Raw genomic sequence first — 26,157 nt, forward strand, 5'->3', positions numbered from 1 at the left:
ATGAGCACAGTCATCCCGACCACGACAGCACACGACGACGACGCGGTCCCCGCCGCGTGGGAGGGCTTCGCCCCGGGCCCGTGGCAGGACGACATCGACGTCCGCGACTTCATCCAGCGCAACTACGAGCCCTACACCGGCGACGCGTCGTTCCTCGTGGGACCGACGGCCCGCACGACCGGGCTCTGGCAGACGCTCAGCGAGATGTTCCCGGCAGAGCGCGAGCGCGGCGTGTACGACGTCGACGCCCTCACCCCCTCGACGATCACGTCGCACGCTCCGGGCTACATCCGGCGCGAGGACGAGCTGATCGTCGGTCTGCAGACCGACGCGCCGCTGCGTCGCGCGATCATGCCGAACGGCGGCTGGCGCATGGTCAAGGGAGCCCTCGAGACGTACGGCTATCCGGTCGACCCGACCCTCGAGACGATCTTCACGCGCTACCGCAAGACCCACAACGACGGCGTCTTCGACGTGTACCCGCCGGCCGTCCGCCGCGCCCGCAGCAGCCACATCATCACGGGCCTTCCCGACGCCTACGGTCGCGGCCGGATCATCGGCGACTACCGGCGCGTCGCCCTGTACGGCACCGACGCGCTCGTGGCGGCGAAGAACGTCGAGCGGGCGGAGCTCGACATGCACCCCTCGACGGAGAACATCCTGCGCTCGCGTGAGGAGAACGCCGAGCAGATCCGCGCCCTGCACGAACTCGCCGAGATGGCCGCCTCGTACGGCTTCGACATCACCCGGCCCGCCGCCACCGCCCGCGAGGCGATCCAGTGGCTGTACTTCGCCTACCTCGGGGCGGTGAAGGAGCAGAACGGCGCCGCGATGAGCTTCGGGCGCAACACCGCGTTCCTCGACGCCTACATCCAGCGCGACATGGCGCGCGGCATCCTCACCGAGGTCGAGGCGCAGGAGCTCGTCGACGACCTCGTCATCAAGCTGCGCATCGTGCGGTTCCTCCGCACGCCCGAGTACGACGCGCTGTTCTCCGGCGACCCGACCTGGGTGACGGAGTCGATCGGCGGTGTCGGCGAGGACGGACGCACGCTCGTGACCAAGACCGCCTTCCGATTCCTGCAGACGCTCTACAACCTCGGCCCGGCACCCGAGCCCAACCTGACAGTGCTGTGGACCGACGCGCTGCCCGACGGCTTCAAGGAGTTCTGCGCGCAGGTCTCGATCGACACCTCGTCGATCCAGTACGAGTCCGACGACCACATCCGCGCGCTGTGCGGTGACGACGCGGCGATCGCATGCTGCGTCTCGCCGATGACGGTCGGCAAGCAGATGCAGTTCTTCGGGGCTCGGGTCAACCTCGCCAAGACTCTCCTGTACGCCATCAACGGCGGACGCGACGAGGTGAGCGGCAAGCAGATCGCGCCGGCCGCCGCCCCCGTCTCGGGAGACGTGCTCGGGTACGACGACGTGCGCGAGCGCTTCCGAGTGATGATGGAGTGGCTCGCCGAGACGTACGTCGACGCGCTCAACTGCATCCACTTCATGCACGACAAGTACGCCTACGAGCGTCTGGAGATGGCGCTGCACGACGGGAACGTCCTGCGCACCATGGCATGCGGCATCGCCGGCCTCTCGGTCGCCGCCGACTCGCTCTCGGCCATCAAGTACGCGAAGGTCGAGCCGGTGCGCGATGCGTCGGGTCTCGTCGTCGACTACCTCGTCCACGGCGACTTCCCCACCTTCGGCAACGACGACGACCGCGTCGACGAGATCGCCCGCGAGCTGGTGTCGGACTTCATGTCGATGATCCGCAAGCACCAGACATACCGCGACGCGGTCCACACCCAGTCGGTGCTGACGATCACGTCGAACGTCGTGTACGGCAAGGCCACGGGCAACACCCCCGACGGACGCCGTGCCGGCCAGCCCTTCGCCCCGGGCGCGAACCCCATGAACGGGCGCGATACGCACGGGATGCTGGCGGCCGCGCTGTCGGTCGCGAAACTGCCCTTCGACCAGGCCCAGGACGGCATCTCGCTGACCACGACCGTGACGCCGAGCGGGCTCGGGCGCACGCCGGACGAGCGGGTCCGCAACCTCGTGGGACTCCTCGACGCGCAGATGGCCTCGGACGGCTACCACCTCAACGTCAACGTGCTCACGCGCGAGACGCTGGAGGACGCGATGGTCAACCCCGACAAGTACCCGCAGCTGACCATCCGGGTCTCCGGCTACGCGGTCAACTTCGTGCGACTGACCCGAGAGCAGCAGCTCGACGTCCTCAGCCGCACCTTCCACACGGGAGTCTGAGTCCCGTGTCCGCCATCCTGGTGCCGGGCGCGGCCTGCACCGCCGATCTGAGCGACCCCCGTCACGACCGTCTCGCCGCACGACGGTCCGGGCATGTCGCGAGCGTGCACTCCTGGGAGCTCGTCACTTCCGTGGACGGCCCCGGCACCAGGATGACCCTCTTCCTCGCGGGATGCCCGCTGCGCTGCCAGTACTGCCACAACCCCGACACGTGGCGTCAGCGTGACGGCGAGCTCACCGAGCTCGATGACATCGTCGCCCGTCTGCGCCGGTACCTGCCGGTCTTCCGGGCGACGGGAGGAGGACTGACGATCTCCGGCGGTGAGCCGCTGCAGCAGGCGGCCTTCGTCACGCGCCTGGCCCGGGCCGCCGCCGAGCTCGGCGTCCACGTCGCCATCGACACCTCGGGGAACCTCGGCCGCGCGGCATCCGATGCGCTGCTCGACGACGTCTCGCTCGTCCTGCTCGACGTGAAGTCGGGCCTGCCCGACACCTATCGCGAGGTCACCGGGCGCGACCTGCAGCCGACGATCGACTTCGGCGACCGCCTGGCCGCTCGTGGCACGCCCGTGTGGATCAGGTTCGTGCTCGTGCCCGGACTCACGGATGCCGTGGAGAACGTCGACGCCGTCGCCGACATCGTCGCCCGATGGCAGAACGTGCACCGCGTCGAGGTCCTGCCGTTCCATCAGATGGGTACGTCGAAGTGGGAGCGACTCGGCATCCCCTACCCGCTCGCCGGGCGACCGACGCCGGATGCCGAGCTGCTCGCGCGGGTCCGCGGTCAGTTCGCGGCGCGAGGCCTCACCGTCTACTGACGGCGGCCGTCATCGCGTCGCACCGATCGCGCGGTCAGCGGCGTTCCGCGCCCACGACTCGGCCTCCGCGAGCGACTCCCGTGTGAGCTCGCTCGGCGGACGGTGCGCGTCGACGACGCGCTCGACGGTCTCGACGATCCCGAGGAAGCTCAGCGCCCCGGCGTGGAACGCCTCGACGGCCTGCTCGTTCGCGGCGTTGAACACCGCCGGGTAGGTTCCCCCCTCTGCGCCCACGCGCTTGGCGAGGGCGACAGCCGGGAACGCTGCGTCGTCGAGCGGCTCGAAGGTCCACTCGCCCGCACGTGTCCAGTCGAGCGGAGCGCCGACGCCCGCGACTCGGCGCGGCCAGTCGAGGCCGAGCGAGATCGGCAGGCGCATGTCGGGCGGCGAGGCTTGGGCGATGGTGGAGCCGTCGATGAACTCGACCATCGAGTGCACCACCGACTGGGGATGCACGACGACGTCGATGCGGTCGTAGTCCACGCCGAACAGCAGGTGGGCCTCGATGACCTCGAGCCCCTTGTTGACGAGCGTCGCGGAGTTGGTCGTCACGACGCGTCCCATATCCCAGGTGGGGTGAGCGAGCGCCTGCGCGGGGGTCACGGTGGCCAGCTCGTCGCGCCGGCGGCCGCGGAACGGCCCGCCGGATGCCGTGAGCACGAGCCGGCGCACCTCGTCGGATTCGCCCGACCGCAGGGCCTGCGCGATGGCGGAATGCTCGGAGTCGACCGGGACGATCTGACCGGGCGCGGCGAGAGAGGTGACGAGCTCGCCGCCGACGATCAGCGACTCCTTGTTCGCGAGCGCCAGTGTTCGACCCGACTCGAGCGCGGCGAGAGTGGGCCCCAGCCCGACCGACCCGGTGATGCCGTTGAGCACCACGTCGGCGTCGACATCACGGACGAGACGTTCCGCATCAGCCGCGCCGAGTGCGGTGCGGGTCACCCCGAAGCGAGCTGCCTGCTCTTCCAGCATCCGCGCGTTCGACCCGGCGGCAAGCCCGACGACCTCGAACCGGTCGCGCCGGGAGTCGATGACGTCGAGCGCCTGCGTCCCGATCGAACCGGTGGAGCCGAGGATGACGACGCGACGCATCCCGTCAGCCTAGGTGCTGCGGGGGTGCCGGGTTGATTGGCGCGGCGGCGGGCGACCTCAGCCTGCGGCCGGCGCGGGCGTGCGCTGGACGCCGAGGATGTCGACGACGAAGACGAGCGTCTCGTTCTGGAGCTCGCTGCCCTCCTGCGCGCCGTAACCCGCGGCCGGCGGGATGACGACGAGCACCTGCGAGCCGACCTGCTGTCCCTCCAGGGCCTGCTGGAAGCCGGCGACGACCCCGTTCGTCGGGAACGCCGCAGGCTGGCCGCGGTCCCAGCTCGAGTCGAACACCGAGCCGTCCGACCACTTCACGCCGGTGTACTGCACGAATGCGGTGTCGCCGGGCTGGATCGTGGCGCCGTCGCCGGTCTTCAGGTTCGCCAGCTTCACCTCGGTCGGCGCGTCGGTGCCGGGGAGGGTGATGGTGGGGGCGCCGTCGTCGGCGAGCTCGACCGTCGGCATGCCGTCGACGGGCGCCTGGTCGGCGCCGGTCGCCCGAGTCGGGAGCTTCTCGACGCCCTCCGCGACGACCACCACGGCCGTCCGGCCCTCGCCGAACGCCGACCCGGGAATCGCCAGAGCCGCCGTCGAGCCGAGCGGGGCGCACTCGAGCGCCGCGACGAACACCGAGTACTGCTGGGTGTCGAGCAGGACCGGAACCAGCCCGGAGTCGTCGGGCGAGGTGTCGCGCGACTGCTCGAGCAGTTCGCCCGTCGCGCCGTCGTAGATCGCGTAGGACCCCGACACCAGGTCGCCCGAGTGGAGGTCCTCGCCGTCGCCGCGGGTCGTGAGCGTCCGCTCGATCTCGGCGGGCTCGAGGCCCGGGTCGACCGTCGCCGTCAGCTCGGGCGCCGCGCCCGACACCTCGATGCTGTCGGAGGACTCCCCCGGCTGGGCGTCGACGAGGCACTGCTCCGACCCGCCGGAAGCGTTGGGGCTGGGCGACTCGGTAGCCGTGTCACCGCCCGCGCAACCGGCGAGCGCAAGCGCCGAGACGGCGACGACGGACAGAGCGGCGAACGGGCGCAGACGCACGGAGAACCTCTTCGATCGGGGAGACGGAACTGTCATCCTCTCGCACCAGCATCAGTGCGCGCTGAGAACCCGGGGCGCCCTCCGTCAGCGTTGTGGATTGCGACGGGGCGATGTCGGAGGCCCGTGGCAATATTAGAACATGCATTCGAATGGCGGGATGAGCGGCGGGATGGGCAGCGACGCTGATGTCGCTGAGCTCGCGATGCTGGTCGCGGATGCCGAGGGGGCGGCGGACGTGGTTCGGGCTGGCCAGGTGCGTGAGGTTCGGGTGCTCGCCGCCGCTGGGGTTCTCGCGGAGAAGCAGGCCGCTGGGGCGTCGGAGAGGGTCAAGGCGCGGGAGATGGCGCTGCGTGGAATCGCCGCGGAGCTGGCTGGGGTGTTCGTGGCGACCGACCGGACCGTGCAGCGCCGCATCGATGAGGCGCGGGACCTGGTGGAGAACTATCCGGTGACGATGGCGGCGTGGGAGGCGGGGCGGATAGTCCGCGGGCATGTGCGGGTCATCCAGGAGACGGGATGCCTGGTGCCTGCGGAGGAGCGGGCGGAGTTCGAACGCGTCGCGGTCGAGCGGTGTGAGGGCGAGACCCCGAACCGGGTGCGGGACGCGTTGCGGGTGATCGCGGAGCGGATGCACCCGCGGAGTTTCACGGAGCGGCATGAAGAGGCCGCGGCGGGGCGGTGCGTGCGGGTGCAGGCCGGCGCGGATGGGATGTCGGACCTGATCGCGACCCTGCCGACGGTGATCGCGGATGGGATTGTCGACCGGCTGACGCGGCAGGCGCGGGAGATCATCAACGTGCGGCATCAGGCCGACGCGGCGGGCGTTGACGCGAGCGGGGCTGACGCTCGAGCCGACGCGCTTGGCGCTCGAGCCGACGCGGCGTCCGGTGGCGCTGGCGCTCGAGCCGACGCGCGTGGCGCGCGAGCCGACGCCAATGGTGGCGGTCGCGATGCCGATGCGACGATTTGCGACGGGTCGTCGTTCGTCGACGATGCGCGAAGCATCGATCAGGTCCGCGCCGACGTGCTCAGTGACCTCCTCCTCGCCGGGACGCCCGGCCTCGACCCCACCGCGACCGGTGACGGCGACGGAACCCTCGGCGCGATCCGCGCGCACGTGCAGGTCGCGGTCTCCGCGCTCACCCTCATGGGGCAAGACGACGGGCCCGCGGATCTCGCTGGCCGCTCCCCCATCGATGCCGCAACCGCACGGGAGCTGGCGGGCAACGCCACCTCGTGGGACCGGCTCCTCACCCACCCCGTCACCGGGACCGTGCTCGAATGCGACACCTACCGGCCCACCGCCGCCATGGCGCGACTGCTGCGGGCACGCGACCGGCACTGCCGATTCCCCGGATGCCGGCAACCGGCGATCCGCTGCGAGCTCGACCACACAATCGCTGCCTCCGACGGCGGTGCGACGCACGTGTGCAACCTCGCCAACCTCTGCAAGAGACACCACGACGTCAAACACCACACCCGCTGGCGAGTCCGACAGCTCCCCGGCGGCCTGCTCGTCTGGACCTCACCCACCGGACGGATCTACCGCGAAGACGCACCACCACCATTGGTGGCATTCACGACCGCGGGTCCACCCGGACCGGGAGCTCCACCGTTCTGACGATCCGTACTCGATACGGCCTCGCCCGCCCACGTCGGTCGTGTGCGCTCGCACAACATGTCCGCGTAGTTATGCGTTCCGCAGTAGCCTCGTCTGGTGAACGCTGACGCAACCGAGCCGCAGTCCGGCGAGCCCGGCGAGCACGACGAAGCCGCAGCCGCCGTCGAAGCAGTCCCCGGAATCGGTCTCACCTACGTGATCGGCCGGTGGGTGCTCGCACCGCTGGCTCGCATGATCTACCGGCCGCGCATCGAAGGACGCGAGCACTTCCCCCGGAAGGGCGCCGTCATCCTGGCGAGCAACCACCTCTCCTTCATCGACTCCTTCGTGATCCCCATGGCGTCGCCACGCCCGGTGCGGTTCCTCGCGAAGTCGAGCTACTTCGACGGGACCGGATTCCGCGGGTGGCTGTCGCGCGAGTTCTTCTACGCTGCAGGCGCGTTCCCGGTACGCCGCGGAGCAGGCCAAGCCGCGCTCGATGCCCTGGACCAGCAGAAGAAGATGCTCGACGCCGGATGGTCGACGGCGCTCTACCCCGAGGGCACGCGCTCTCTCGACGGCCGCCTCTACAAGGGGCGCACCGGTGTCGCCTTCCTCGCGCTGCAGACCGGCGCACCGGTGATCCCCGTCGGACTCATCGGGACGAGCGACATCATGCCCGTCGGGGCGAAGTTCCCGCGGCTCCGTCCGCGGGTGACCGTCCGCTTCGGCGAGCCACTCGACCTCAGCCACCACGGTTCGGCGGACTCCGGTCGAGCCCGCCGCAACGCCACCGACGAGATCATGGCTGCCATCCACGCCCTGTCAGGTCAGGAGCTGGCAGGCGCTTACAACGAAGCCCCGCCGCAGAACACCGTCGAGCGGATCAAGCAGGCTCTGCCGCACGAACGCCGCTGACCAGACAGGTCACTCCTCGCCCGAGACGAGGATCGTCGGCTCGTGGCGCACCGGGAAGTTCACCGAGTTCGCGATGAAGCACCAGGCATTCGCCTGAGCGTGCGCCTCGAGCGCCGCCTCTCGCATCGAGGCCTCCGCGACGACGACCCGGGGTCGCAGGACGACCTCCGCGAACGCGCCGCCACCCCGCCCGTCCTCACGCATCGTTCCCGTCGCGTCATCGGTGTACGAGACGACGACGACCCCCGCCGTCACGCACGCGTGAAGGTACGACAGCAGGTGGCATTCGGAGAGCGCCGAGAGCAGCAGATCCTCCGGGTTCCACCGGGTCGGGTCTCCGCGGAACGGCTTGTCGCTCGACGCCGCGAGCGACGGCTTTCCGTCGATGCTCAGCGTGACGGCCCGGTCGTAGTCTCGGTAGCCGCTCGTTCCGGTGCCGCGATTCCCGGTCCACTCGGCCCGGACGGAATAGCGGTGCTCACCCAACATGCAGACAGTCTGACACGCGGCACGGCGCGGCCCGCGACGGTAGGCTGTCGGGGTGCCGCAGACCTTCGCCGTTCCCGCCGCCGTCGAGCTCGCGGTCGTCGAGCGCAGCGGTTTCATCGAGTCCCGTCACGCCGGCGCAGCGGTCGTCCTGGGAGCCGACGGCAGCCCGATCCGCACCCTCGGCGACGTAGACGCACCGATCCTGCCGCGCTCGACCCTCAAGCCCCTGCAGGCACTCGCCAGCATGACCGCCGGAGCCTCGCTCGAGGGGGAACGGCTCGGCCTGGCCACCGCCAGCCACTCCGGCACCGATCGGCACGTCGCGGTCGTCCGCGGCATCCTGAACGACGCAGGCCTCGGCGAGGACGATCTCGGCTGCCCACCGGCCTGGCCCGGCGACACCGCCACGCGCGACGAGATCGTGCGGGAACTCGGCACCCCCACCCGCATCCGCATGAACTGCTCGGGCAAGCACGCCGCGATGCTGGCTGCGTGCGTCGCGAGCGGCTGGGACACCGCCACGTATCTCGACCCTGAGCATCCGCTTCAGGTGCACACGCGGGAGGTCATCGAACGACTGACCGGCACGAAGGCCTCGGCGATGGCGATCGACGGATGCGGCGCCCCCGTCTACGCGATGAGCCTCATCGCGCTCGGGCGCGCGATCCAGCGCATCGGCACCGCGAGCGAGCGTTCGCCGTTCGCACTGCACCGCATGGCTGGTGCCCTCGTCCGGGCCGTTCGCGAGAATCCCTGGACGATCGATGGTCCCGGGCGACCCGACACCGTCGCGATCGAGCGACTCGGAGTCTTCGCGAAGACGGGCGCCGAGGGCGTGCTCGTCATGGTGGCCCCCGACGGGACCACGGTGGCCCTCAAGGTGCTCGACGGCAACGGCCGCGCCGCGTCGGCGATCGCCCTCACCCTGCTGGTGCGGGCAGGCGCCCTCGAGGCCGCACCCGTGGCCCGCGTGATCTCTCATCTTCCGCTGACAGTGCTCGGCGGCGGACAGAACGTCGGCATCATCCGGCCGACGGTGTAGCGGCTCCTCACGAGGGAGCGCAGAAAGGACTGCCATGCGCATCAGCGTTCCCAGCGAGGTCAAGAACAACGAGTACCGCGTTGCGCTCACACCATCGGGTGTGCACGACCTCGTCGTCAACGGCCACGACGTGTTCGTCCAGCGCGGTGCCGGCGAGGGCTCGTCGCTGCCCGATTCGGAGTACGCCGACGCCGGAGCAGTGCTGCTCGACGACGCCGACGAGGTCTGGGCGCGCGCCGAGCTGTTGCTGAAGGTCAAGGAGCCGATCGCGAGCGAGTACCACCGCTTCCGCGATGACCTGGTCCTGTTCACCTACCTGCACCTCGCGGCCGACCGCCCGCTCACCGAACGGCTCGTCGAGAGCGGCATCACCGCCATCGCCTATGAGACCGTGCAGCTCCCCGGCGGGGGCCTGCCGCTCCTCGCACCGATGAGCGAGGTCGCCGGCCGCCTCGCCCCGATGGTGGGCGCCTCCACGCTGCTCCGCTCGGCCGGCGGTCTCGGCCTGCTCATGTCCGGTGTCCCCGGCACCCGGCCCGCCGCGGTCACGGTCATCGGAGGCGGAGTGGCCGGCGCGAACGCCGCATACATCGCGGCCGGCCTCGGCGCGGACGTGACGATCTTCGACACCAACATCCAGCGCCTCCGCTTCCTCGACGACCACTTCCAGGGGCGGGTCAAGACCGCCGCCTCCAACCCGCTCGATCTCGAACGCGCGGTCGTGGCTTCCGATCTCGTGATCGGATCGGTGCTGATCCCCGGCGCCAAAGCCCCCAAGCTCGTGCGCAACGAGACCGTCGCACGCATGCGACCGGGTTCGGTGCTGGTCGACATCGCCGTCGACCAGGGCGGCTGCTTCGAGGACACCCGGCCGACGACCCACGCCGATCCCACCTTCCGCGTGCACGACACGGTGTTCTACTGCGTCGCGAACATGCCCGGCGCCGTGCCGAACACCTCGACCTCAGCTCTCACGAACGCGACACTCCCCTACGTGCGGCAGATCGCCCGCCACGGCTGGCGCCGGGCGCTGAGTTCCGACCCGGCGCTCGCGGCCGGACTCAACACCGCCGCGGGCCAGGTCGTGAACGAGGGCGTGGCAGCAGCGCACGATCTCACGGCAGGCTCGCTGGCCGACGCGCTGGGCTGAGAGGCAGGACGACCCGGCGGACACGATCCGTCCGCGTGTCGATGACCCACGCGCGCCCGCGGCCCGGCACGGCGTAGGGCGACAACCGCCGGCTGCCCGTCACGAGCCGCAGCTCGGACCCGCAGGCGGCGTCGACCACGAGCTGAACCCGCGTCTGCGCACCTGCCGCCGCGCCGCGCCAGCGACCGATCCATGCCTCCGGGGTGCCCCACACGACCCTCCCCGGGCGCAGGGACGTCGTCTGCTCCACAGAAGTGACCTCGAGGCCGCGACTGCGCCAGTGGTCGAGCACCGCCTGCGTGGCGCCCGTGGGCGGTGCCACGAACGCTGTGGCGAAGCTCGGCTCGAACACACCGGGGAGCGCTGCCTCGCCGCGCGGCGGAGGAACGTCGCCGGGATCGGCGAACTGGACGAGCGCACCACCCCATCTCCCCCGCCCCGCCGGCGCCGACGGGTCGTGGTGCGATGGGTCACCGCCGAACGAGACGTGCTCCGACCGCGAGACCGCTGTGAGCACCGCACGATCGGGCAGAAGGTCGATGATCCTCCCGACGGCTCCCGTTATCCGCTGCGCCGCGCAGATGAACTGGATGCCGCGGGCTCGAGCGTCGCGCGCGACGCGTTCCAGGATCGCCGCCGCGGCGGCGCTGTAGTCGTCGGGCAACGCCGCGAGCAGGCGGTCGAGATCGTCGACGACGACCACCCAGCCCTCTGGAACGTCGTCGAGCGCGGTGACGACGTCCCACGCCGCCTCGAGGTCGCCGGGTACCCAGCACAGCCGGTCGGCGGGCACCTGTGCCGCGATGGTTCGCAGGAGCGTCGTGCGCCCCGACCCCGCGCGTCCGAGCACCCCTGCTCCTGGCGCACGTCCGTCGAGGACCACGACGCGCCGACGCTGCTCTGCCGGCTCGTCGGCCACACCCAGAACGAGGGCGCCCTCCCGCCGCACGTCGGCCAGCGCGATGTGAGCGGGCAGCGGCGGCAGCCAGGGGCGACGGGCCGGAGTCGCTCCCGCGGCGGCTCGAGCGATGTCCGCAATGGCCTCGGGAGGACACAGACTCACCCGCAGCAGGTGCGGCTGCGCGTCCGCCGGACGCTTCACCAGCGCGGCACCGCGGTCCGCGCGTCCACCGGGCAGTGCCGCAGCCTCCGCCGACCCGAGCACGGCGCGCGACTCCGCGCCATCGGCCACACGCAGGGCGATCCGTAGCGGCGCATTGGCGAGCACCGCTTCGCGGTACCCCGCCGCACGCTGCGTCGCCAGCACGAGATGCATCCCGAGCGCGCGGCCGCGTGCGGCGATGTCGGCGAACACGTCGTGCATCGCGGGGTGAGCGGCCGTGAGCGCGGCGTATTCGTCGACGACGACCACCAGCCGCGGCAGCGCATCGGACGCCTCGGCGATGTCACGTGCCCCGAGCTCGGCCAGGACGCGTTCCCGGCGCCGCACCTCGGCGGCGAGGCTCTCGATCGCACGCACAGCGTTCCGATCGTCGAGATCCGTCACCACGCCTGCCACGTGCGGCAACGACGTCAACGCGTCGAAAGCCCGACCGCCCTTGAAGTCGATGAGCAGGAAGTTCACGCGCGACGGCGGCGAGGCCCGCGCGAGCGACGCGATCCAGGTCACGAGCAGCTCGCTCTTCCCGCTGCCGGTAGCCCCCACCACGACCGCGTGCGGCCCGTCGTCGACGAGATCGACGATCACAGGACCGCCGCGGCCGGCTCCGAGAACCGCGGTGAGCCCCGCGCCGCCGGGGCGAGGAAGATCGTCGAACGACAGTGGCGTCACGTCGTCGCCGCCCACCGCGGTGGCCCGTTCGCGGAGCAGCGCGACGATCGTCGTCGCCTGAGCCCGGCCGATCGTCTCCGGACGCAGCACCGAGGAGGAACCGCCATACCCCAGCACCGCTTCGTCGACGCCGGAGACTCGCACGACGGCGGCGCATTGCGGGGGCGGGGCAACCGAGTCGACGCACACGATCGCGATGTCGGCATCCGCGGGTGGCGCCCCTGACCCCCACCAGAGCCGCAATCCTCCGAGCACCGACGCGTGCGGGAGCTCTCGGGCCCAGTCCTCGGCCGCGGCGACGAGCGAGACTTCGCCCGGCCCGTGGACGAGGCAGATCTGCAGCACGAGAGCTCGCGCGATCGACGCCGCGGGCGCTGCGGGCCCGACGACCGCGATCCCCGCCGTGAGCGGGACCGTGACCGGCGCGTCGCGCACGGTGGCGGCGGCCTGCCGGAACTCCGGCGGCGCGTCACCATCGACACGCGTGCGCGACGGCGCGTCGCCCGATCCCACGACCACCAGGTCGCGGGCGGGCCTCGGACGCCACAGATCGTCGGGGGCGGCGAGGAGTCGGGCGACATCCGGCGTCGTGCACCAGCGGTCGGCGCGCTCGTGTGCGTGGCGCTCGTCCAGCTCGGCGTGAGCGGACCGCAGGCCGGCAGCGGCGCTCCCCGCGGAGCTGCGCCGCTCTCGACGCGCCACGCGCATCCCGTCGAGCAGCGACGCGACCGCGACGAGGGGCCCGAGCGCCGCGAACCACAGCACCGTCGGCGACCCCGTCATCTGCCAGAGGAGGACGGCACCCGCCACCGGGACCGCCAGCGCCCACACCGGGAGCGGCGGACGCCGTGTCTCAGGCCGCGGCGGCGGCAGCCGGATCGGGTCGTCGAAGGGGACGGTCGGATGCACGCGTCCGAGTCAAGCAACGCACTCGTGGTGCCACCATCCTGATGGCGCAGGAGGTGGAGAGCCGGGTTCAGTCCGCGTTCGGGGAGGAGGCGTCGTCGGCGCTGCGGAAGTGCGCGTCGAGCACGATGATCGTCACGTTGTCGCGACCGCCGTTCTCGAGCGCGGCGGTCATCATCGCCGAGACCGCCGCAGCGGGATCGGGGTTCTCGAGCAGGAAATGCAGGATTCCGTAGTCCGTCAGCTCCTTCGTGAGCCCGTCGCTGCAGATGACGAACCGGTCGCCGTCGACGACATCCAGACGCACGTAATCAGGAGTGACACCGTCGCTCGGCCCGACGGCGCGCGTGATGACGTTCCCGTACGGGTGCTGCTCCGCCTCCTCGGGGCTGAGCCGCCCCGCGGCGACGAGCTCCTGGACGACGGAATGGTCGGTCGTGACCTGAGCGATCGCCTGGTCGCGCAGGAGGTAGACCCGCGAGTCGCCGATGTTCAAAGTCGTCCACTGCGGTTCGCCGTCGACGATGTCGAGGTACACGCCGGTGACGGTGGTGCCGGTTCCGTCGTCGGTCGTCTCGGGGTGATCGGCGATGTCGCCGACAGCCCGCTCGAGAGCCTCTTCGATGTCTTCGGGAGTGACGACGCCGCGATCGGCGACACCACGGAGACGATCGACGGCACTCGCGCTGGCGATCTCGCCGCCGATGTGTCCGCCCATGCCGTCGGCGACGATGAACAGCGGATACTGCGCGAGAACGGCATCCTGGTTGCTGTCGCGTCGACGTCCGGTATCGGTCGCGGCGGCCCACCGGAGTTCGATCGCACCGGACGGGACGTCCACGATCCGGGATTGGGTCGTGGGGTCGGGCACGCTGTCACTCTTCTTTCGTCGACGGATGGGCGTGTCACACTCTAGTGGACGCACCCGTGGTGCGGGATTCCGTCAGCCCGCGGCGGGGTCCGACGGAAGCGGGAAGAGCGAGTCGATCGTCGCCAACTCATCGGCGCTGGGCTGCCACGCCGAGGCCGCCGCGGCGTTCGAGCGCACCTGCTCGGGAGAGGTCGCGCCGGCGATCATGCTGCTCAGCGCGGGCTGCGCCAGGAGCCAGCCGAAGGTCGCCTGCACCATCGTGATACCCCGCTCATCGCAGAACGAGCGGTAGGCCTCGATGGCATCCCACGGCGCGTTCTCCCACAGGTGACGCCGCTCCCGAGCGACACGCGTGTCGGCGGGAATGTGATCCCGCGTGAACTTCCCGGTCAGCAGGCCGTTGTGCAGCGGGAAGTACGGCAGGAAGCCACGGCCGAAGTGCCGGACGGCCGGCAGCACCTCTCGCTCGGCGGCGCGCGCGAGCAGGCTGTAGTGATTCTGCGCGGAGACGAACGGCACATCCCCGCGGGCGCGTGCGACCGCCTCCGCCTCGGCGATCTGCCACCCCGCGAAATTGGAATGGCCGATGTAACGGATCTTCCCTTCGCGAACGAGTTCCGACAGCGCGTCGAGCGTCTCCTCGATGGGCGTCTCGGGGTCGGGCGTGTGCAGCTGATAGAGATCGATCCAGTCCGTCTGCAGACGCTCGAGCGACGCCTCAACCGCTCGACGGATGTAGACGCGCGACCCCTTGGCGCCGGGCAGACCGAGGTCCACCGCACTGTGGCCGAACTTCGTGGCCACGACGACGCGGTCACGGCGCCCGCGCAGCGCTTCGCCCATCAGAGTCTCGGACAGGCCGGGCTCCCCGCCGTAGATGTCGGCGGTGTCGAAGAAGGTGATGCCGGCGTCGAAGGCGGCATCCAGCACGGCGACCGTGCCGTCCAGCGTCTGTGTGGGCGTCCCCCGCCGACCGAAGTTGTTGCATCCCAGCCCGACGGCCGAGACGAGAAGGCCGGAGGTTCCGAGTCGCCGGGTCTGCACTGCGTCGTCCATCCTTCCACCGTAGACCCGGGGCACGGTGTGCACGGCCGAGACGAGGAGGAGCCCCCGTCTTTCGACGAGGGCTCCTCGGGTGTTCACTGCCGCGGGGCGTCCGGAGCGGGAGGCTCGGTGGTCGGCGGCGTGACGGGCGGCTGTGCTGCCGGCGGCGGGTAGGCACCGGCCGGAGGTGCCGGCGGAGCAGCGGGCGGCGGGTACGAGCCGGCCGGCGGGGTGCTGGGGGCCGCGGGCGGAGCGTATCCGGCGCCGGGGGCACCGTAGGCGCCGGCTGCAGGAGCTGCTCCGCCATCGGGCTGAACGGGGATCCCCTGCCAGACGGTCGTGTCGCGAAGGAACGAGGTGCGCCACGGCGAAGGCTGCACGTTGGGGTTCCACGGCGAGCTCGAGAAGGCTGCGATACCCAGCCAGATCAAGCCGCCGATGCCCGGAAGAATGTAGAGCAGCACGAGCGGCCAGTCCTTGCCGAGCTTCTGGCCCACGCGAACGCTCGCCAGAGCGAGAGCGATGATCGCGAGGTAGCCGAAGATGAAGCCGATGCCCGGGATGTTGCTCAGCACGCCCGTGGCGATGATCGCGCCCAGCATGACCCACGGGGAGATGTCGCCGAGCTTGGCGAACACCATCTCGCGGTAGAACGGGACCCACGCTCGCCACTTGCCCTGCACACCGGCCTTCTCGAAGATCTTCATGTAGAAGAACGAGCTGATGATGTAGCCCGCGAGCGCGAGGATCAGGATGATGGGAAGGATCAGCAGGAGAAGGGCGAGAACCGCGCCCGCCCCCGCACCATCGTCGTAGTAACCCGACATGAACGACCTCCTCAGTCGTGACCTGGACGACGCGCTCGCGTCGTCGGTCGCCGCTCATGCTAGCGAACCACGGGCTGTCGCGTGAGACGGTGACGGCCGGTCCCCGCTGACTCAGACGACGAGCTCGAGTTCGCCGGATACCGCTGCCTCGCGCAGCACCCACCCGTTCGCATCCGCCCAGGCGACGAGATCGGCTCGCGACGCCACCGCCGGCGCCGAAAGCGCGAGCGCGCGGGTCAGCTCGCCCTTCGCGTGCTTGTTGAAATGGTTCAGCGCGCGTACCGTCCCATCGGCGCCGGCGGAGACGACGCGTACGAAGGCCGACGACATCGCCGCAGGCACCGGAGCGAGCGCCACATAGGCCTCGGATCGCAGATCCAAGACGAAAGGCGCATTCGTCTGCCCCAGGGCGGCGGAGCCTGCGGCAGCCCAGTGACGCCGGAGCGGCGGGATGCCGGGGAGTGATGCCCCGGCCGCGAGACGGTACGCGGGGATCGGGTCGAGTGCGGCGACGGGACCGAACGGCGCCGACTGGATGAGCACGTGCTCCCCGAGCCAGTCTCGTGCGGCGGAATCGAGATTCGTCGAGCCCAGCGCATCGAACAGCACACCCGTGTAGCGGTCGACGGCCGGCATCGTCGGAGACGTCGTCAGCTCGGCGTTGACCGCGACCTCGCCCCGCTGACGGGCGCTGAGCTTCAGCACCCGCGCTGCGGCATCCGGGTCCGCCGACAGTGCGACGAGGGCAGCGACCGCGGCCCGTCGCTCGGGGGCCAGCTGCGGCAACGCGAGCGCGTCGATGTCGAGCGGCGCGCCGGTGCCGCCGGCACGCTTGGTCTCGGAGGGTGGCAGCAGCACCAGCATCCGTTGTCTCCCTTCAACGCGAGAGACCGCACCCCGGAGGGTGCGGTCTCTCGTAGACGCGGTACGGGTCAGGCCAGCGCGGCGTTGCCAGCCACGATAGTGAGCTCGTCACCCTCCATCGACAGGAAGCCGTCCTGCGCGTTGGCGACGATCTTCTCGCCGCCCGGCTGCGTGATGCGCACCTGGCCCTCGGCGAGGATGGCGAGCACCGGCTCGTGCCCCGCCATGAAGCCGATCTCGCCCTCGACGGTCTTGGCCACGACGAGGGATGCCTCACCCGACCAGACCTCCGCCTCGGCGGAGACGAGCGTGACCGTCAGAGCCATGTCAGCTGTTCTCCTTCTGGATCTTCGCCCACTTCTCTTCGACGTCGCCGATACCGCCGACGTTGAAGAAGGCCTGCTCGGCCACGTGGTCGAAGTCGCCCTTGACGATCGCGTCGAACGACTCGATGGTCTCCTTGATCGGGACCGTGGAGCCCTCGACACCGGTGAACTTCTTCGCCATGTAGGTGTTCTGCGAGAGGAACTGCTGGATGCGACGTGCACGCGACACGACGATCTTGTCCTCTTCGGAGAGCTCGTCGACACCGAGGATCGCGATGATCTCCTGCAGTTCCTTGTTCTTCTGCAGGATCTGCTTCACGGCGGTGGCCACGCGGTAGTGGTCCTCACCGATGTAGCGCGGGTCGAGGATGCGGCTCGTCGAGCTCAGCGGGTCGACGGCCGGGTAGAGACCCTTCGACGCGATCTCGCGCGAGAGCTCGGTCGTCGCGTCGAGGTGAGCGAAGGTCGTCGCCGGGGCGGGGTCGGTGTAGTCGTCAGCGGGGACGTAGATCGCCTGCAGCGAGGTGATCGAGTGACCGCGCGTCGAGGTGATGCGCTCCTGGAGCACACCCATCTCGTCGGCGAGGTTGGGCTGGTAGCCCACGGCCGAGGGCATGCGGCCCAGCAGCGTGGAGACCTCGGAGCCGGCCTGCGTGAAGCGGAAGATGTTGTCGATGAAGAGCAGCACGTCCTGCTTCTGCACGTCGCGGAAGTACTCCGCCATCGTCAGGGCCGACAGGGCGACGCGCAGACGCGTCCCCGGCGGCTCGTCCATCTGGCCGAAGACGAGGGCGGTCTTGTCGAAGACGCCCGCCTCCTCCATCTCGTGGATGAGGTCGTTGCCCTCACGCGTGCGCTCACCGACACCGGCGAACACCGACACACCACCGTGGTCCTGCGCGACGCGCTGGATCATCTCCTGGATGAGGACGGTCTTGCCGACGCCGGCACCACCGAAGAGGCCGATCTTTCCACCCTGGACGTAGGGCGTGAGGAGGTCGATGACCTTGATGCCGGTCTCGAACATCTGGGTCTTCGACTCGAGCTGGTCGAAGCTCGGCGCCTGGCGGTGGATGCCCCAGCGCTCGGTGACCTCGATGGTCTCGCCCTCGGCGGCGTTGAGAACGTCGCCCGTGACGTTGAAGACCTTGCCCTTGGTGACGTCGCCGACGGGGACCGTGATGGGGCCACCGGTGTCGCGCACCTCCTGGCCGCGGACCATGCCGTCGGTCGGCTTCAGCGAGATCGCGCGGACGAGGTCGTCGCCGAGGTGCTGAGCGACCTCGAGGGTGATCTCGGTCGACGCGCCGTCGATCGTGATCGTGGTCTTGAGCGCGTTGTAGATGTCGGGGATCGAGTCGTGCGGGAACTCGATGTCGACGACGGGGCCGGTGACGCGCGCAACGCGGCCGACGACCGACGTGGCTTCGGCAGTGACGGTGGTCATGTCTGTCTCTTTCGGTTGGTCTTACTTGCCCGACGCCAGAGCGTCGGCGCCGCCGACGATCTCGGCGATCTGCTGAGTGATCTCGGCCTGGCGAGCGTTGTTGCGCAGGCGGGTGTAGTCGGTGATGAGCTTGTCGGCGTTGTCGCTCGCCGACTTCATCGCCTTCTGCGTCGCGGCGTGCTTCGCGGCGGACGACTGGAGCAGCGCGTTGAACACGCGGCTCTGGACGTAGACCGGCAGCAGCGCGTCGAGCACCGTCTCGGGGTCGGGCTCGAACTCGTACAGCGGATAGACCGGAGCCTGGTCCGCCGTCGCGGCATCGGCCTCGACGACCTCGAGGGGCAGCAGACGGACCGCTTCCGGCGTCTGCGTCATCATGCTGACGAAACGGTTGTACACGAGGTGGATCTCGTCGACGCCGCCGTCTTCGCCGCCCTGAGCGTAGGCGTCGAGGAGAGCCCCGGCGACCTGCTCGGCCGTGCTGAAGTGCGGCGTATCGGTGTCACCCGTCCACTCCCCCGCAGCCCGCATCCGGCGGAACTGGAAGTACCCGACGGCCTTGCGACCGATGAGGTAGTAGTCCACTTCCTTGCCCTGCGACCGCAGCAGCTCGGCCAGCTCGAGACCCTCACGGAGGATCTGCGAGTTGAACGCGCCGGCGAGGCCGCGGTCGGAGGCGAAGATGACGACGGCGGAACGACGGATCGTTTCGCGCTCGGTCGTCAGCGGGTGCTCGACGTCGGAGTGGGTCGCCACCGCGGAGACGGCACGCGTCACAGCCCGCGCGAAGGGAGAGGACGCGCGGACGCGTCCCATCGCCTTCTGAATGCGCGAAGCCGCGATGAGCTCCATCGCCTTCGTGATCTTCTTGGTCGTCTGAGCAGAACTGATCTTCTGCTTGTAGACCCGGAGTTGTGCGCCCATAAGTGTGTCGTCCTCCGCGTCAGCCGCGGCGGCCCTTGACGATCTGCTCCTGGTTCACGTCATCGGCCTCGGCGGCGGCGGTCTCCTCGTGGCCCGGCTTGTTGATGGCCTGGCCCTTTCCGCCCTGGAACTCGAGCACGAACTCGTCGACGACCTTCTCGAGCTCGGCGACGGTGTCGTCGCCCAGCACGTTGGTCTCACGCAGCGTGTCGAGGATCGACGTGTTGCGCTTGAGGTAGTCGAGCAGCTCGCGCTCGAAGGTCAGGACGTCCTCGACCTCGATGGTGTCGAGCTTGCCGTTGGTTCCGGCCCAGATCGAGACGACCTGCTCCTCGACGGGGTACGGCGAGTACTGCGGCTGCTTGAGCAGCTCGGTCAGACGCGCACCACGCGCCAGCTGACGACGCGACGCGGCGTCGAGGTCCGACGCGAACATCGCGAACGCCTCGAGCGAGCGGTACTGGGCGAGCTCGAGCTTCAGCGTTCCCGAGACCTTCTTGATCGACTTGACCTGAGCGTCGCCGCCGACGCGCGACACCGAGATGCCCACGTCGACCGCGGGACGCTGGTTGGCGTTGAACAGGTCGGACTGCAGGAAGATCTGGCCGTCGGTGATCGAGATCACGTTGGTCGGGATGTACGCCGAGACGTCGTTGGCCTTGGTCTCGATGATCGGCAGACCCGTCATCGAACCCGCGCCCAGGTCGTCCGAGAGCTTCGCGCAGCGCTCGAGCAGACGCGAGTGCAGGTAGAAGACGTCACCGGGGTACGCCTCGCGGCCCGGCGGACGACGCAGCAGCAGCGAGACGGCGCGGTATGCCTCGGCCTGCTTCGACAGGTCGTCGAAGATGATCAGGACGTGCTTGCCCTCGTACATCCAGTGCTGGCCGATGGCCGAGCCGGTGTACGGAGCGAGGTACTTGAAGCCGGCGGGGTCGGATGCCGGAGCCGCGACGATCGTCGTGTACTCCATGGCACCGGCGTCCTCGAGCGCGCCCTTCACCGAAGCGATGGTCGAGCCCTTCTGGCCGATGGCGACGTAGATGCAGCGAACCTGCTTGTTGACGTCGCCCGACTCCCAGTTGGCCTTCTGGTTGATGATCGTGTCGATCGCGATCGCCGTCTTGCCGGTCTGGCGGTCGCCGATGATCAGCTGACGCTGACCGCGGCCGACGGGGATCATGGCGTCGATCGCCTTGATGCCGGTCTGCATCGGCTCGTGGACCGACTTGCGCTGCATGACGCCGGGTGCCTGGAGCTCAAGGGCGCGGCGGCCGGTCGTGGCGATCTCGCCGAGACCGTCGATCGGGTTGCCGAGCGGGTCGACGACGCGGCCGAGGTAGCCCTCGCCGACACCGACCGAGAGAACCTCGCCCGTGCGGGTGACCTTCTGGCCTGCTTCGATGCCGGCGAAGTCGCCGAGGATGACGACACCGATCTCGTGCTCGTCGAGGTTCTGCGCGAGACCCTCCACGCCGTTGTCGAAGCGGACGAGCTCGTTCGCCATGACGCCGGGCAGACCCTCGACGTGGGCGATGCCGTCCGCCGCGTCGACGACGGTGCCGACCTCGGTCGCGGCGGCCCCGGTGGGCTCGTACGCGGCGACGAAGTCTTTCAGCGCGTCACGGATGACATCCGGGCTGATGGACAGTTCTGCCATGGTGTTCCTTCGGTCCTGAGTCTGAGGGTCCGGATGCATCCGGCCGGTGCGCCCCTGCGGGCGGTGAGGTGGGTCAGCCCGCCAGTCGCTGGCGGAGATCGGAGAGGCGGGAGGCGACGGTCGCGTCGATCACGTCGTCGCCGATCTCGATGCGCAGCCCGCCGACGACCGCGGGGTCGACGACGAGGTTGAGCGCGACAGGCGTGCCGTAGCGGTTCGAGAGGGTCTCGGCGAGGCGGGCGCGCTGCTGATCGTTGAGCGAGGTCGCCGTGCGGACGCTCGCGACGACGCGGCCGCGCTGGTTCGAGACGATGCGGATGGCCCGCTCGAGCAGCTGACGCACGCGGCGCTCGCGCGGACGCTGCACGATCGCCGACGCGATGAGCCGCGTGGCGGCACCGGCGCGCCCCTCGAGGAGACGATCGACGAGCGCTCCCTTGGCCGAGGCCTCACCCAGCCGGCTGCCGAGGGCGAGCTCGAGCTCGGGGTTGGCCGAGACGGTGTGCAGCACCCCGAAAAGCTCGTTCTCGAGGTCACCCTGGTCGGCGACCGCCGCGGCGCGGATCGCCAGTTCCTCGACGGCGTCGACGAAGTCGTCGACCGAGGACCAGCGCTGCGCGACGGCGGTGCGCAGCAGCGACACGGTCTGCGGCGCGAAGGCCGGACCGAACACGTCGCCGACGACCTTGTCGCGGGCCTGCGGCGAGGCCGCGTTGTCCGTCAGCGCGCCGCTCAGCTGCGGCGAGTCCGCCAGAGCCCGCGCGGCGACGAACAGCTCACCGGACACGTCGAGCGTGAGCCCGGGGGTCTCGGCGATGGCCGCCGTCGTCGCGACGAGTGCCTGAGTGGTCGCGCTGCCCATCAGTTCGACGCCTTCTCGGAGGCCTCGAGCTCGCTGAGGAAACGGTCGACGACGGCCTGAGCCTTCTGGTCGTCGGACAGGGTCTCGCCGATGACGCCGCCGGCCAGGTCGAGGGCCAGCGTGCCGACCTCGCTGCGCAGCGAGACGACAGCCGCCTGACGCTCGGCCTCGATCTGCGTGTGCGCTGCCGCGGTGAGGCGCTCGGCCTCGGCCGATGCGTTCTGCTTCGCCTCGGCGACGATCTTGCGACCGTCCTCGCGAGCGGCGTCGCGGATCTCACCGGCCTCCTTGCGGGCCTCGGCCAGCTGAGCGGTGTACTCCTCGAGTGCCGCCTCGGCCTTGCGCTGGGCTTCATCGGCCTTGGCGATGTTGCCCTCGATGGCCGCGCTGCGCGCGTCCAGCACCGTGTTCAGGCGCGGCATCGCGTAGCGCACCACCACGAAGATGATGACGAGGAAGCAGACAGCCGACCAGATGATGTCGTAGACCGCCGGGAGGATCGGGACCTGGTTGGATCCCTCCTCCGCCGCAAGCGTGACAAGAGCGTTCAGCATCCTGTCTCCTTATCTGTGGGTCGCGTCGGGATCAGAGCGCGTTGAAGATGAACGGCGTGACGATGCCGATCAGCGCGAGGATCTCGATGAACGCGACACCGATGAACATGGTGCTCTGCAGGCGGCCTGCGAGCTCGGGCTGACGGGCGGTCGACTCGATGGTCTTGCCGATCATGATGCCGAGGCCGATGGCCGGGCCGATGGCCGCGAGGCCGTAACCCACGGTCGCGATGTTGCCGGTGACCTGGGCGAGAACCGTCGTTGCGTCCACTGGTGTTTTCCTTTCGTAGGGCGAGCAGCCGGTCAGCTGCTCGTCAGTGCTCTTCCGCGACCGCGAGCTGGATGTAGACCGCGGTGAGGATCGTGAAGACGTAGGCCTGGAGGATCGAGACGAAGATCTCGAAGAGGGTGAAGGCGAAGCCCATCGCGAGCGTTCCCGCCGCGAGCGGCGTGAAGGCGTTGAGGCCCAGGAGGAAGAACTGGGTCGCCGCGAAGAACAGCACGAGCATGAGGTGGCCGACCATCATGTTCAGCAGCAGTCGCAGGAAGAGCGACACCGGGCGCGCGATGAAGGTCGAGATGAGCTCGACGAGCGCGATGATCGGCAGCAGGTAGACCGGAACACCGCTCGGCACGAGCGAGTTCTTGATGAAGTGCCCGACGCCGTGCTTGCGGATGCCGGCGTAGATGAACATGACGTACGCCACGAGCGCGAACACCAGCGGCGCACCGGCCACCGAGGTTCCCGCGATGTTCATGCCGGGGATGACGCCGGTGAGGTTCATGAACAGGATCGTGAAGAACATCGCCGTCAGCAGAGGCAGGAAGCGGCGGCCGTCCTTCTCGCCCAGGACCTGGTACACGACCTGGTCGCGGACGAAGCCGAAGCCGAACTCGACCACGCTCTGGAACCGGCCGGGGACCACCGAGAGGCGGCGCGTGCCGACCACCAGGAAGATCACCAGCGCCACGGTCGCGATGACCTGGACCATGCTGATCCGGGTGAATTCGAAGGGCGTGCCTTCGAACAGCAGAGCCGGCGGGAAGAAGTCGGAGATGGACGGCGGGTGGAACTCGTTGTCCGATGCCGCCGCTGCGACAATCGTCGTCGCTTGAGTCAACGTATTGGCTCCAGCTTCTCGGGCCAGCCAGGACTAGCTCGGTGAGGGTTAGAAGGGGAACAACTCCAGCGGGGCCTCAGTGTCGCCACTGCACACCAGCCGCAGAGTGTAGTCCCACACTACCAAAGGTTACGGCTCGACCTAATCCTGGATCGTGTCGCGCGTCGGAAGCGCGACATCCGAGGCCCCCGAGAGCCGCATCCGGCTGAGCACGACCAGATCGACGGCGAGCGACGCGATCGCCGCCACGATCACGGCGAGGGCGAAGATCCCCCGCTCGAGCCACTCCACCTGGAACAGCAGCAGCAGCGCGACGATCACGAGGACGAACTTCAGCAGCCACCCGCCGAGCACGACGGCGAAGAAGATTTGGAGCCACTGCGGGTGCCCGTACCAGTGGTTGCCGATCAGGATGCTGAGCGCGGTGAACGCCGGGAAGACGATGCCGACCAGCGCGCCCAGCACACCGCTCCACGCGCCCTCCGTGCCCGCGACGAGTCCGCCGACGAGCGCGAGCGCCGCCGCGACGACGACGCCGACGATCAATCCCCAGGTGAGCGCTGCGCGCAGGATGGGCGTGCTGGAGATGCGGCGGCGAGCGGCGGGATCGGGGGTGTTCGCAGTCACGAGGAGGGCTCTTTCACGGGGACGGCCGGGCGCTGAGGGCGCGCGGGGATGAAGGTCACGACGAGGCACGCGGCGACGCCGAGGACGAGGAAGCCGAGGCCGAAGAGGTAGTCCCCCGGCCAGGCGGCGGTGGTTCCGATGTACATCAGCAGCACCGAGAGGCTGACGACCGTCGTCCAGGCGTAGAAGATCAGCACGGCGTCGCGGTCGCTGTGACCCATGTCGAGCATGCGGTGATGCAGGTGCTTGCGGTCGGGCGAGAACGGCGACTTGCCCCGCGACATGCGGCGGATGACCGCCATCCCGAAGTCGAGCAGCGGCAGGAGGACCACGACGACGGGCAGCAGGATGGGGATGAACGCACCCAGCAGCTGCGATCGGCCGAAAACGTCGTTGTCACCCGTGGCCGGGACGAGGGTGCCCGTGACGAGAATGGCCGAGCAGCTCATGAGCAGTCCGATCATGAGCGCTCCGGAGTCGCCCATGAAGAGCTTCGCGGGGTTCCAGTTCAGCGGCAGGAACCCGGCGCACACGCCGAGGAGCACGACGGCGAGGAAGGATGCCAGGTTCGCGTAGCTGCTCGCCCCGAAGTCGCGGCCGAGCAGGTAGGTGTAGGTGAAGAAGACGCCGTTCGCGATCAGCGCGACGCCCGCCACGAGGCCGTCGAGACCGTCGATGAAGTTGACGGCGTTCATCACGACGACGATCGAGAACACCGTGATGGTGAAGCTCGCGGCGCTCGACACGACCGTCTGACCGCCGAGGGGGATCGTGTACATCTGCACTCCCCCGAAACCGACGACGATGGCCGCCGCGGCGAACTGCGCACCGAGCTTGATGAGCCAGTCGAGGTCCCACAGGTCGTCGGCGACCCCGACCACGACGATGAGGGCGGTAGCGGCGAGGATGGCCCAGATCGGTTCGGGTTTGGCCCAGAAGATCGCGAAGAACGGGATCTGCGAGGAGGTCAGGATGACCGCCGTGGCGCCGAGGAACATCCCGACGCCGCCGAGCCGCGGCGTCGGCGTCTTATGGACGTCGCGGTCGCGGATCTCGGGGTAGAGCTTGTACCGCAGGCTCACCTTGAGGACGAGCCACGTCAGCCCGAAGGTGACGAGGGCCGTGACCACGAAGGTGGCCAGGTAGAGCCTCACGCGACGCTGCCGCCGGCGGCCTCGCCGGTACCGCTCCCGGAGCCGGGCTCCATCGGGGTGCGGTTCGCCGCCTCGGCGTGCTCGGGCTCCGGGTCGGGCTCGAGCAGGTCTCCGAGCACGTCGCGCAGCGCCTCACGGCTGACAGCTCCCTCGCGCAGCACGCGCACGGGAGCGGGGTCGGAGCCGACCAGCGTCGTCGCGTCGATGATCGTCGAGGCGATGCCGGTCGCGGCCGGGCCGCCGTCGAGATAGACCGAGACGCTGTCGCCCAGCATCCGCACCGCGTCGTCGATCGTGACGGCGGCGTTCATCTTCGTGCGGTTCGCGCTCGAGACCGCCAGCGGCCCGCACTCCTCGAGAAGCTCGAGAGCGAAGCGGTCGGCGGGCATCCGCACGGCCACGGTTCCTCGGGTCTCGCCCAGATCCCACGACAGCGACGGCTGGGCCGGCAGGACGATCGTCAGGCCGCCGGGCCAGAACGCTTCGACGAGCCGTTCGACCGGTTCGGGCACCTCTGCCACGAGCGCGCGCATCGTGGCGATGCCGGCGACGAGCACGGGGGGCGGCGACTGCCGTCCCCGTCCCTTCGCGGCGAGCAGCTTGGCGACGGCCGAGGCGCTGAAGGCGTCGGCGGCGACACCGTAGACGGTGTCGGTGGGCAGGACGATGAGATCGCCGCGGCCGATGGCCTGGCGCGCCTGGCGCATGCCGGGGAGGACCTGGGTCTCGTCGCGGCAGTCGAAAACGGGAGACATGA

Annotated in this window: 25 protein-coding genes; 6 read left to right on the forward strand and 19 right to left on the reverse strand. The window is 69.7% G+C overall.

Annotated elements, in window-relative coordinates:
* Together pflB and pflA are read left to right on the forward strand one after the other, a co-directional pair.
* Positions 1-2,274: a formate C-acetyltransferase gene (pflB, locus tag MTS1_RS16555; protein WP_023955163.1), complete on the forward strand. Its 2,274-nt coding sequence runs from the start codon at positions 1-3 to the stop codon at positions 2,272-2,274.
* A gap of 14 nt (positions 2,275-2,288) precedes the next feature.
* Complete coding sequence (pflA, locus tag MTS1_RS16560; RefSeq protein WP_233494960.1) at positions 2,289-3,092, forward strand: pyruvate formate-lyase-activating protein; 804 nt, start codon at positions 2,289-2,291, stop codon at positions 3,090-3,092.
* A gap of 9 nt (positions 3,093-3,101) precedes the next feature.
* Here the strand turns inward: pflA and dxr are convergent, their stop codons facing one another.
* Positions 3,102-4,187, reverse strand: a complete 1,086-nt coding sequence (dxr, locus tag MTS1_RS14155; protein WP_023955167.1) for a 1-deoxy-D-xylulose-5-phosphate reductoisomerase — start codon at positions 4,185-4,187, stop codon at positions 3,102-3,104.
* A gap of 57 nt (positions 4,188-4,244) precedes the next feature.
* Positions 4,245-5,222 carry an FKBP-type peptidyl-prolyl cis-trans isomerase gene (locus MTS1_RS14160; protein ID WP_023955169.1) on the reverse strand — a complete coding sequence of 326 codons (978 nt, stop codon included), beginning with the start codon at positions 5,220-5,222 and terminating at the stop codon, positions 4,245-4,247.
* Positions 5,223-5,361: 139 nt separating this feature from the next.
* On the opposite strand from MTS1_RS14160, the gene MTS1_RS14165 reads away from it, so the two are divergent.
* Both MTS1_RS14165 and MTS1_RS14170 read left to right on the forward strand, forming a co-directional pair.
* A complete protein-coding gene (locus MTS1_RS14165; protein ID WP_233494954.1) occupies positions 5,362-6,843 on the forward strand; it encodes an HNH endonuclease signature motif containing protein in 1,482 nt (493 codons plus the stop codon).
* Positions 6,844-6,936: 93 nt separating this feature from the next.
* Entirely contained in the window at positions 6,937-7,740 is an 804-nt protein-coding gene (locus tag MTS1_RS14170) for a 1-acyl-sn-glycerol-3-phosphate acyltransferase (RefSeq protein ID WP_036305910.1), read from the forward strand.
* Between the two features lie 9 nt (positions 7,741-7,749).
* Here MTS1_RS14170 and MTS1_RS14175 read toward each other — a convergent pair whose 3' ends face one another.
* On the reverse strand, positions 7,750-8,229 hold the full coding sequence (locus tag MTS1_RS14175; protein ID WP_023955175.1) for an OsmC family protein: 480 nt from the start codon (positions 8,227-8,229) through the stop codon (positions 7,750-7,752).
* A gap of 52 nt (positions 8,230-8,281) precedes the next feature.
* Between MTS1_RS14175 and MTS1_RS14180 the strand changes: the two genes are divergently transcribed.
* The gene (locus tag MTS1_RS14180) at positions 8,282-9,271 is read left to right on the forward strand and encodes an asparaginase (RefSeq protein WP_023955177.1); all 990 of its coding nucleotides are present in this window, start codon (positions 8,282-8,284) and stop codon (positions 9,269-9,271) included.
* A gap of 34 nt (positions 9,272-9,305) precedes the next feature.
* A complete protein-coding gene (gene ald / locus MTS1_RS14185; protein ID WP_023955179.1) occupies positions 9,306-10,421 on the forward strand; it encodes an alanine dehydrogenase in 1,116 nt (371 codons plus the stop codon).
* Here the strand turns inward: ald and MTS1_RS14190 are convergent.
* From MTS1_RS14190 to MTS1_RS14265, 16 genes are all read right to left on the reverse strand, one after another.
* A complete protein-coding gene (locus MTS1_RS14190; protein WP_023955181.1) occupies positions 10,387-13,122 on the reverse strand; it encodes an FtsK/SpoIIIE domain-containing protein in 2,736 nt (911 codons plus the stop codon). The two genes, ald and MTS1_RS14190, sit on opposite strands and share 35 nt — an antisense overlap.
* 67 nt (positions 13,123-13,189) lie before the next feature.
* On the reverse strand, positions 13,190-13,990 hold the full coding sequence (locus tag MTS1_RS14195; RefSeq protein ID WP_023955184.1) for a PP2C family serine/threonine-protein phosphatase: 801 nt from the start codon (positions 13,988-13,990) through the stop codon (positions 13,190-13,192).
* Positions 13,991-14,062: 72 nt separating this feature from the next.
* Complete coding sequence (locus MTS1_RS14200) at positions 14,063-15,046, reverse strand: aldo/keto reductase (RefSeq protein ID WP_036305913.1); 984 nt, start codon at positions 15,044-15,046, stop codon at positions 14,063-14,065.
* An 83-nt stretch (positions 15,047-15,129) separates the two neighbouring features.
* Positions 15,130-15,861 carry a hypothetical protein gene (locus MTS1_RS16735; RefSeq protein WP_023955188.1) on the reverse strand — a complete coding sequence of 244 codons (732 nt, stop codon included), beginning with the start codon at positions 15,859-15,861 and terminating at the stop codon, positions 15,130-15,132.
* Positions 15,862-15,972: 111 nt separating this feature from the next.
* Positions 15,973-16,725 carry a YaaA family protein gene (locus tag MTS1_RS14210; protein ID WP_023955190.1) on the reverse strand — a complete coding sequence of 251 codons (753 nt, stop codon included), beginning with the start codon at positions 16,723-16,725 and terminating at the stop codon, positions 15,973-15,975.
* 68 nt (positions 16,726-16,793) lie between these two features.
* On the reverse strand, positions 16,794-17,051 hold the full coding sequence (locus MTS1_RS14215; RefSeq protein WP_023955192.1) for a F0F1 ATP synthase subunit epsilon: 258 nt from the start codon (positions 17,049-17,051) through the stop codon (positions 16,794-16,796).
* Position 17,052: 1 nt separating this feature from the next.
* The gene (atpD, locus tag MTS1_RS14220) at positions 17,053-18,498 is read right to left on the reverse strand and encodes a F0F1 ATP synthase subunit beta (RefSeq protein WP_023955194.1); all 1,446 of its coding nucleotides are present in this window, start codon (positions 18,496-18,498) and stop codon (positions 17,053-17,055) included.
* A gap of 21 nt (positions 18,499-18,519) precedes the next feature.
* Positions 18,520-19,422 carry a F0F1 ATP synthase subunit gamma gene (locus MTS1_RS14225; RefSeq protein WP_023955196.1) on the reverse strand — a complete coding sequence of 301 codons (903 nt, stop codon included), beginning with the start codon at positions 19,420-19,422 and terminating at the stop codon, positions 18,520-18,522.
* 19 nt (positions 19,423-19,441) lie between these two features.
* Positions 19,442-21,082, reverse strand: coding sequence for a F0F1 ATP synthase subunit alpha (atpA, locus tag MTS1_RS14230; protein WP_023955198.1), 1,641 nt, complete (start codon positions 21,080-21,082; stop codon positions 19,442-19,444).
* 73 nt (positions 21,083-21,155) lie between these two features.
* Positions 21,156-21,944, reverse strand: a complete 789-nt coding sequence (locus MTS1_RS14235; RefSeq protein ID WP_023955200.1) for a F0F1 ATP synthase subunit delta — start codon at positions 21,942-21,944, stop codon at positions 21,156-21,158.
* Positions 21,944-22,498: a F0F1 ATP synthase subunit B gene (locus MTS1_RS14240; RefSeq protein ID WP_023955201.1), complete on the reverse strand. Its 555-nt coding sequence runs from the start codon at positions 22,496-22,498 to the stop codon at positions 21,944-21,946. The genes MTS1_RS14235 and MTS1_RS14240 overlap by 1 nt, the downstream gene beginning before the upstream one ends.
* Positions 22,499-22,529: 31 nt before the next feature.
* Entirely contained in the window at positions 22,530-22,769 is a 240-nt protein-coding gene (gene atpE / locus MTS1_RS14245; RefSeq protein WP_023955203.1) for an ATP synthase F0 subunit C, read from the reverse strand.
* A 43-nt stretch (positions 22,770-22,812) separates the two neighbouring features.
* On the reverse strand, positions 22,813-23,619 hold the full coding sequence (gene atpB, locus MTS1_RS14250; RefSeq protein WP_023955205.1) for a F0F1 ATP synthase subunit A: 807 nt from the start codon (positions 23,617-23,619) through the stop codon (positions 22,813-22,815).
* A gap of 141 nt (positions 23,620-23,760) precedes the next feature.
* Positions 23,761-24,246: a hypothetical protein gene (locus MTS1_RS14255; RefSeq protein ID WP_023955207.1), complete on the reverse strand. Its 486-nt coding sequence runs from the start codon at positions 24,244-24,246 to the stop codon at positions 23,761-23,763.
* Positions 24,243-25,400: an MraY family glycosyltransferase gene (locus tag MTS1_RS14260; RefSeq protein WP_023955209.1), complete on the reverse strand. Its 1,158-nt coding sequence runs from the start codon at positions 25,398-25,400 to the stop codon at positions 24,243-24,245. The genes MTS1_RS14255 and MTS1_RS14260 overlap by 4 nt, the downstream gene beginning before the upstream one ends.
* Positions 25,397-26,155, reverse strand: a complete 759-nt coding sequence (locus tag MTS1_RS14265) for an L-threonylcarbamoyladenylate synthase (RefSeq protein ID WP_023955211.1) — start codon at positions 26,153-26,155, stop codon at positions 25,397-25,399. The genes MTS1_RS14260 and MTS1_RS14265 overlap by 4 nt, the downstream gene beginning before the upstream one ends.
* Positions 26,156-26,157: the final 2 nt, after the last annotated feature.

It is taken from the genome of Microbacterium sp. TS-1 (assembly GCF_000509385.1).
GTDB classification, from domain to species: Bacteria; Actinomycetota; Actinomycetes; order Actinomycetales; family Microbacteriaceae; genus Microbacterium; species Microbacterium arborescens.

Excerpts from the sequence above, each read along its gene's own strand:
- pflB (WP_023955163.1), top strand. The coding sequence starts at position 1 with ATGAGCACAGTCATCCCGACCACGACAGCACACGACGACGACGCGGTC.
- dxr (WP_023955167.1), bottom strand. The coding sequence starts at position 4,187 with ATGCGTCGCGTCGTCATCCTCGGCTCCACCGGTTCGATCGGGACGCAG.
- MTS1_RS14165 (WP_233494954.1), top strand. The coding sequence starts at position 5,362 with ATGCATTCGAATGGCGGGATGAGCGGCGGGATGGGCAGCGACGCTGAT.
- MTS1_RS14175 (WP_023955175.1), bottom strand. The coding sequence starts at position 8,229 with ATGTTGGGTGAGCACCGCTATTCCGTCCGGGCCGAGTGGACCGGGAAT.
- ald (WP_023955179.1), top strand. The coding sequence starts at position 9,306 with ATGCGCATCAGCGTTCCCAGCGAGGTCAAGAACAACGAGTACCGCGTT.
- MTS1_RS14200 (WP_036305913.1), bottom strand. The coding sequence starts at position 15,046 with ATGGACGACGCAGTGCAGACCCGGCGACTCGGAACCTCCGGCCTTCTC.
- MTS1_RS16735 (WP_023955188.1), bottom strand. The coding sequence starts at position 15,861 with ATGTCGGGTTACTACGACGATGGTGCGGGGGCGGGCGCGGTTCTCGCC.
- MTS1_RS14210 (WP_023955190.1), bottom strand. The coding sequence starts at position 16,725 with ATGCTGGTGCTGCTGCCACCCTCCGAGACCAAGCGTGCCGGCGGCACC.
- MTS1_RS14215 (WP_023955192.1), bottom strand. The coding sequence starts at position 17,051 with ATGGCTCTGACGGTCACGCTCGTCTCCGCCGAGGCGGAGGTCTGGTCG.
- atpD (WP_023955194.1), bottom strand. The coding sequence starts at position 18,498 with ATGACCACCGTCACTGCCGAAGCCACGTCGGTCGTCGGCCGCGTTGCG.
- MTS1_RS14225 (WP_023955196.1), bottom strand. The coding sequence starts at position 19,422 with ATGGGCGCACAACTCCGGGTCTACAAGCAGAAGATCAGTTCTGCTCAG.
- atpA (WP_023955198.1), bottom strand. The coding sequence starts at position 21,082 with ATGGCAGAACTGTCCATCAGCCCGGATGTCATCCGTGACGCGCTGAAA.
- MTS1_RS14235 (WP_023955200.1), bottom strand. The coding sequence starts at position 21,944 with ATGGGCAGCGCGACCACTCAGGCACTCGTCGCGACGACGGCGGCCATC.
- MTS1_RS14240 (WP_023955201.1), bottom strand. The coding sequence starts at position 22,498 with ATGCTGAACGCTCTTGTCACGCTTGCGGCGGAGGAGGGATCCAACCAG.
- MTS1_RS14265 (WP_023955211.1), bottom strand. The coding sequence starts at position 26,155 with ATGTCTCCCGTTTTCGACTGCCGCGACGAGACCCAGGTCCTCCCCGGC.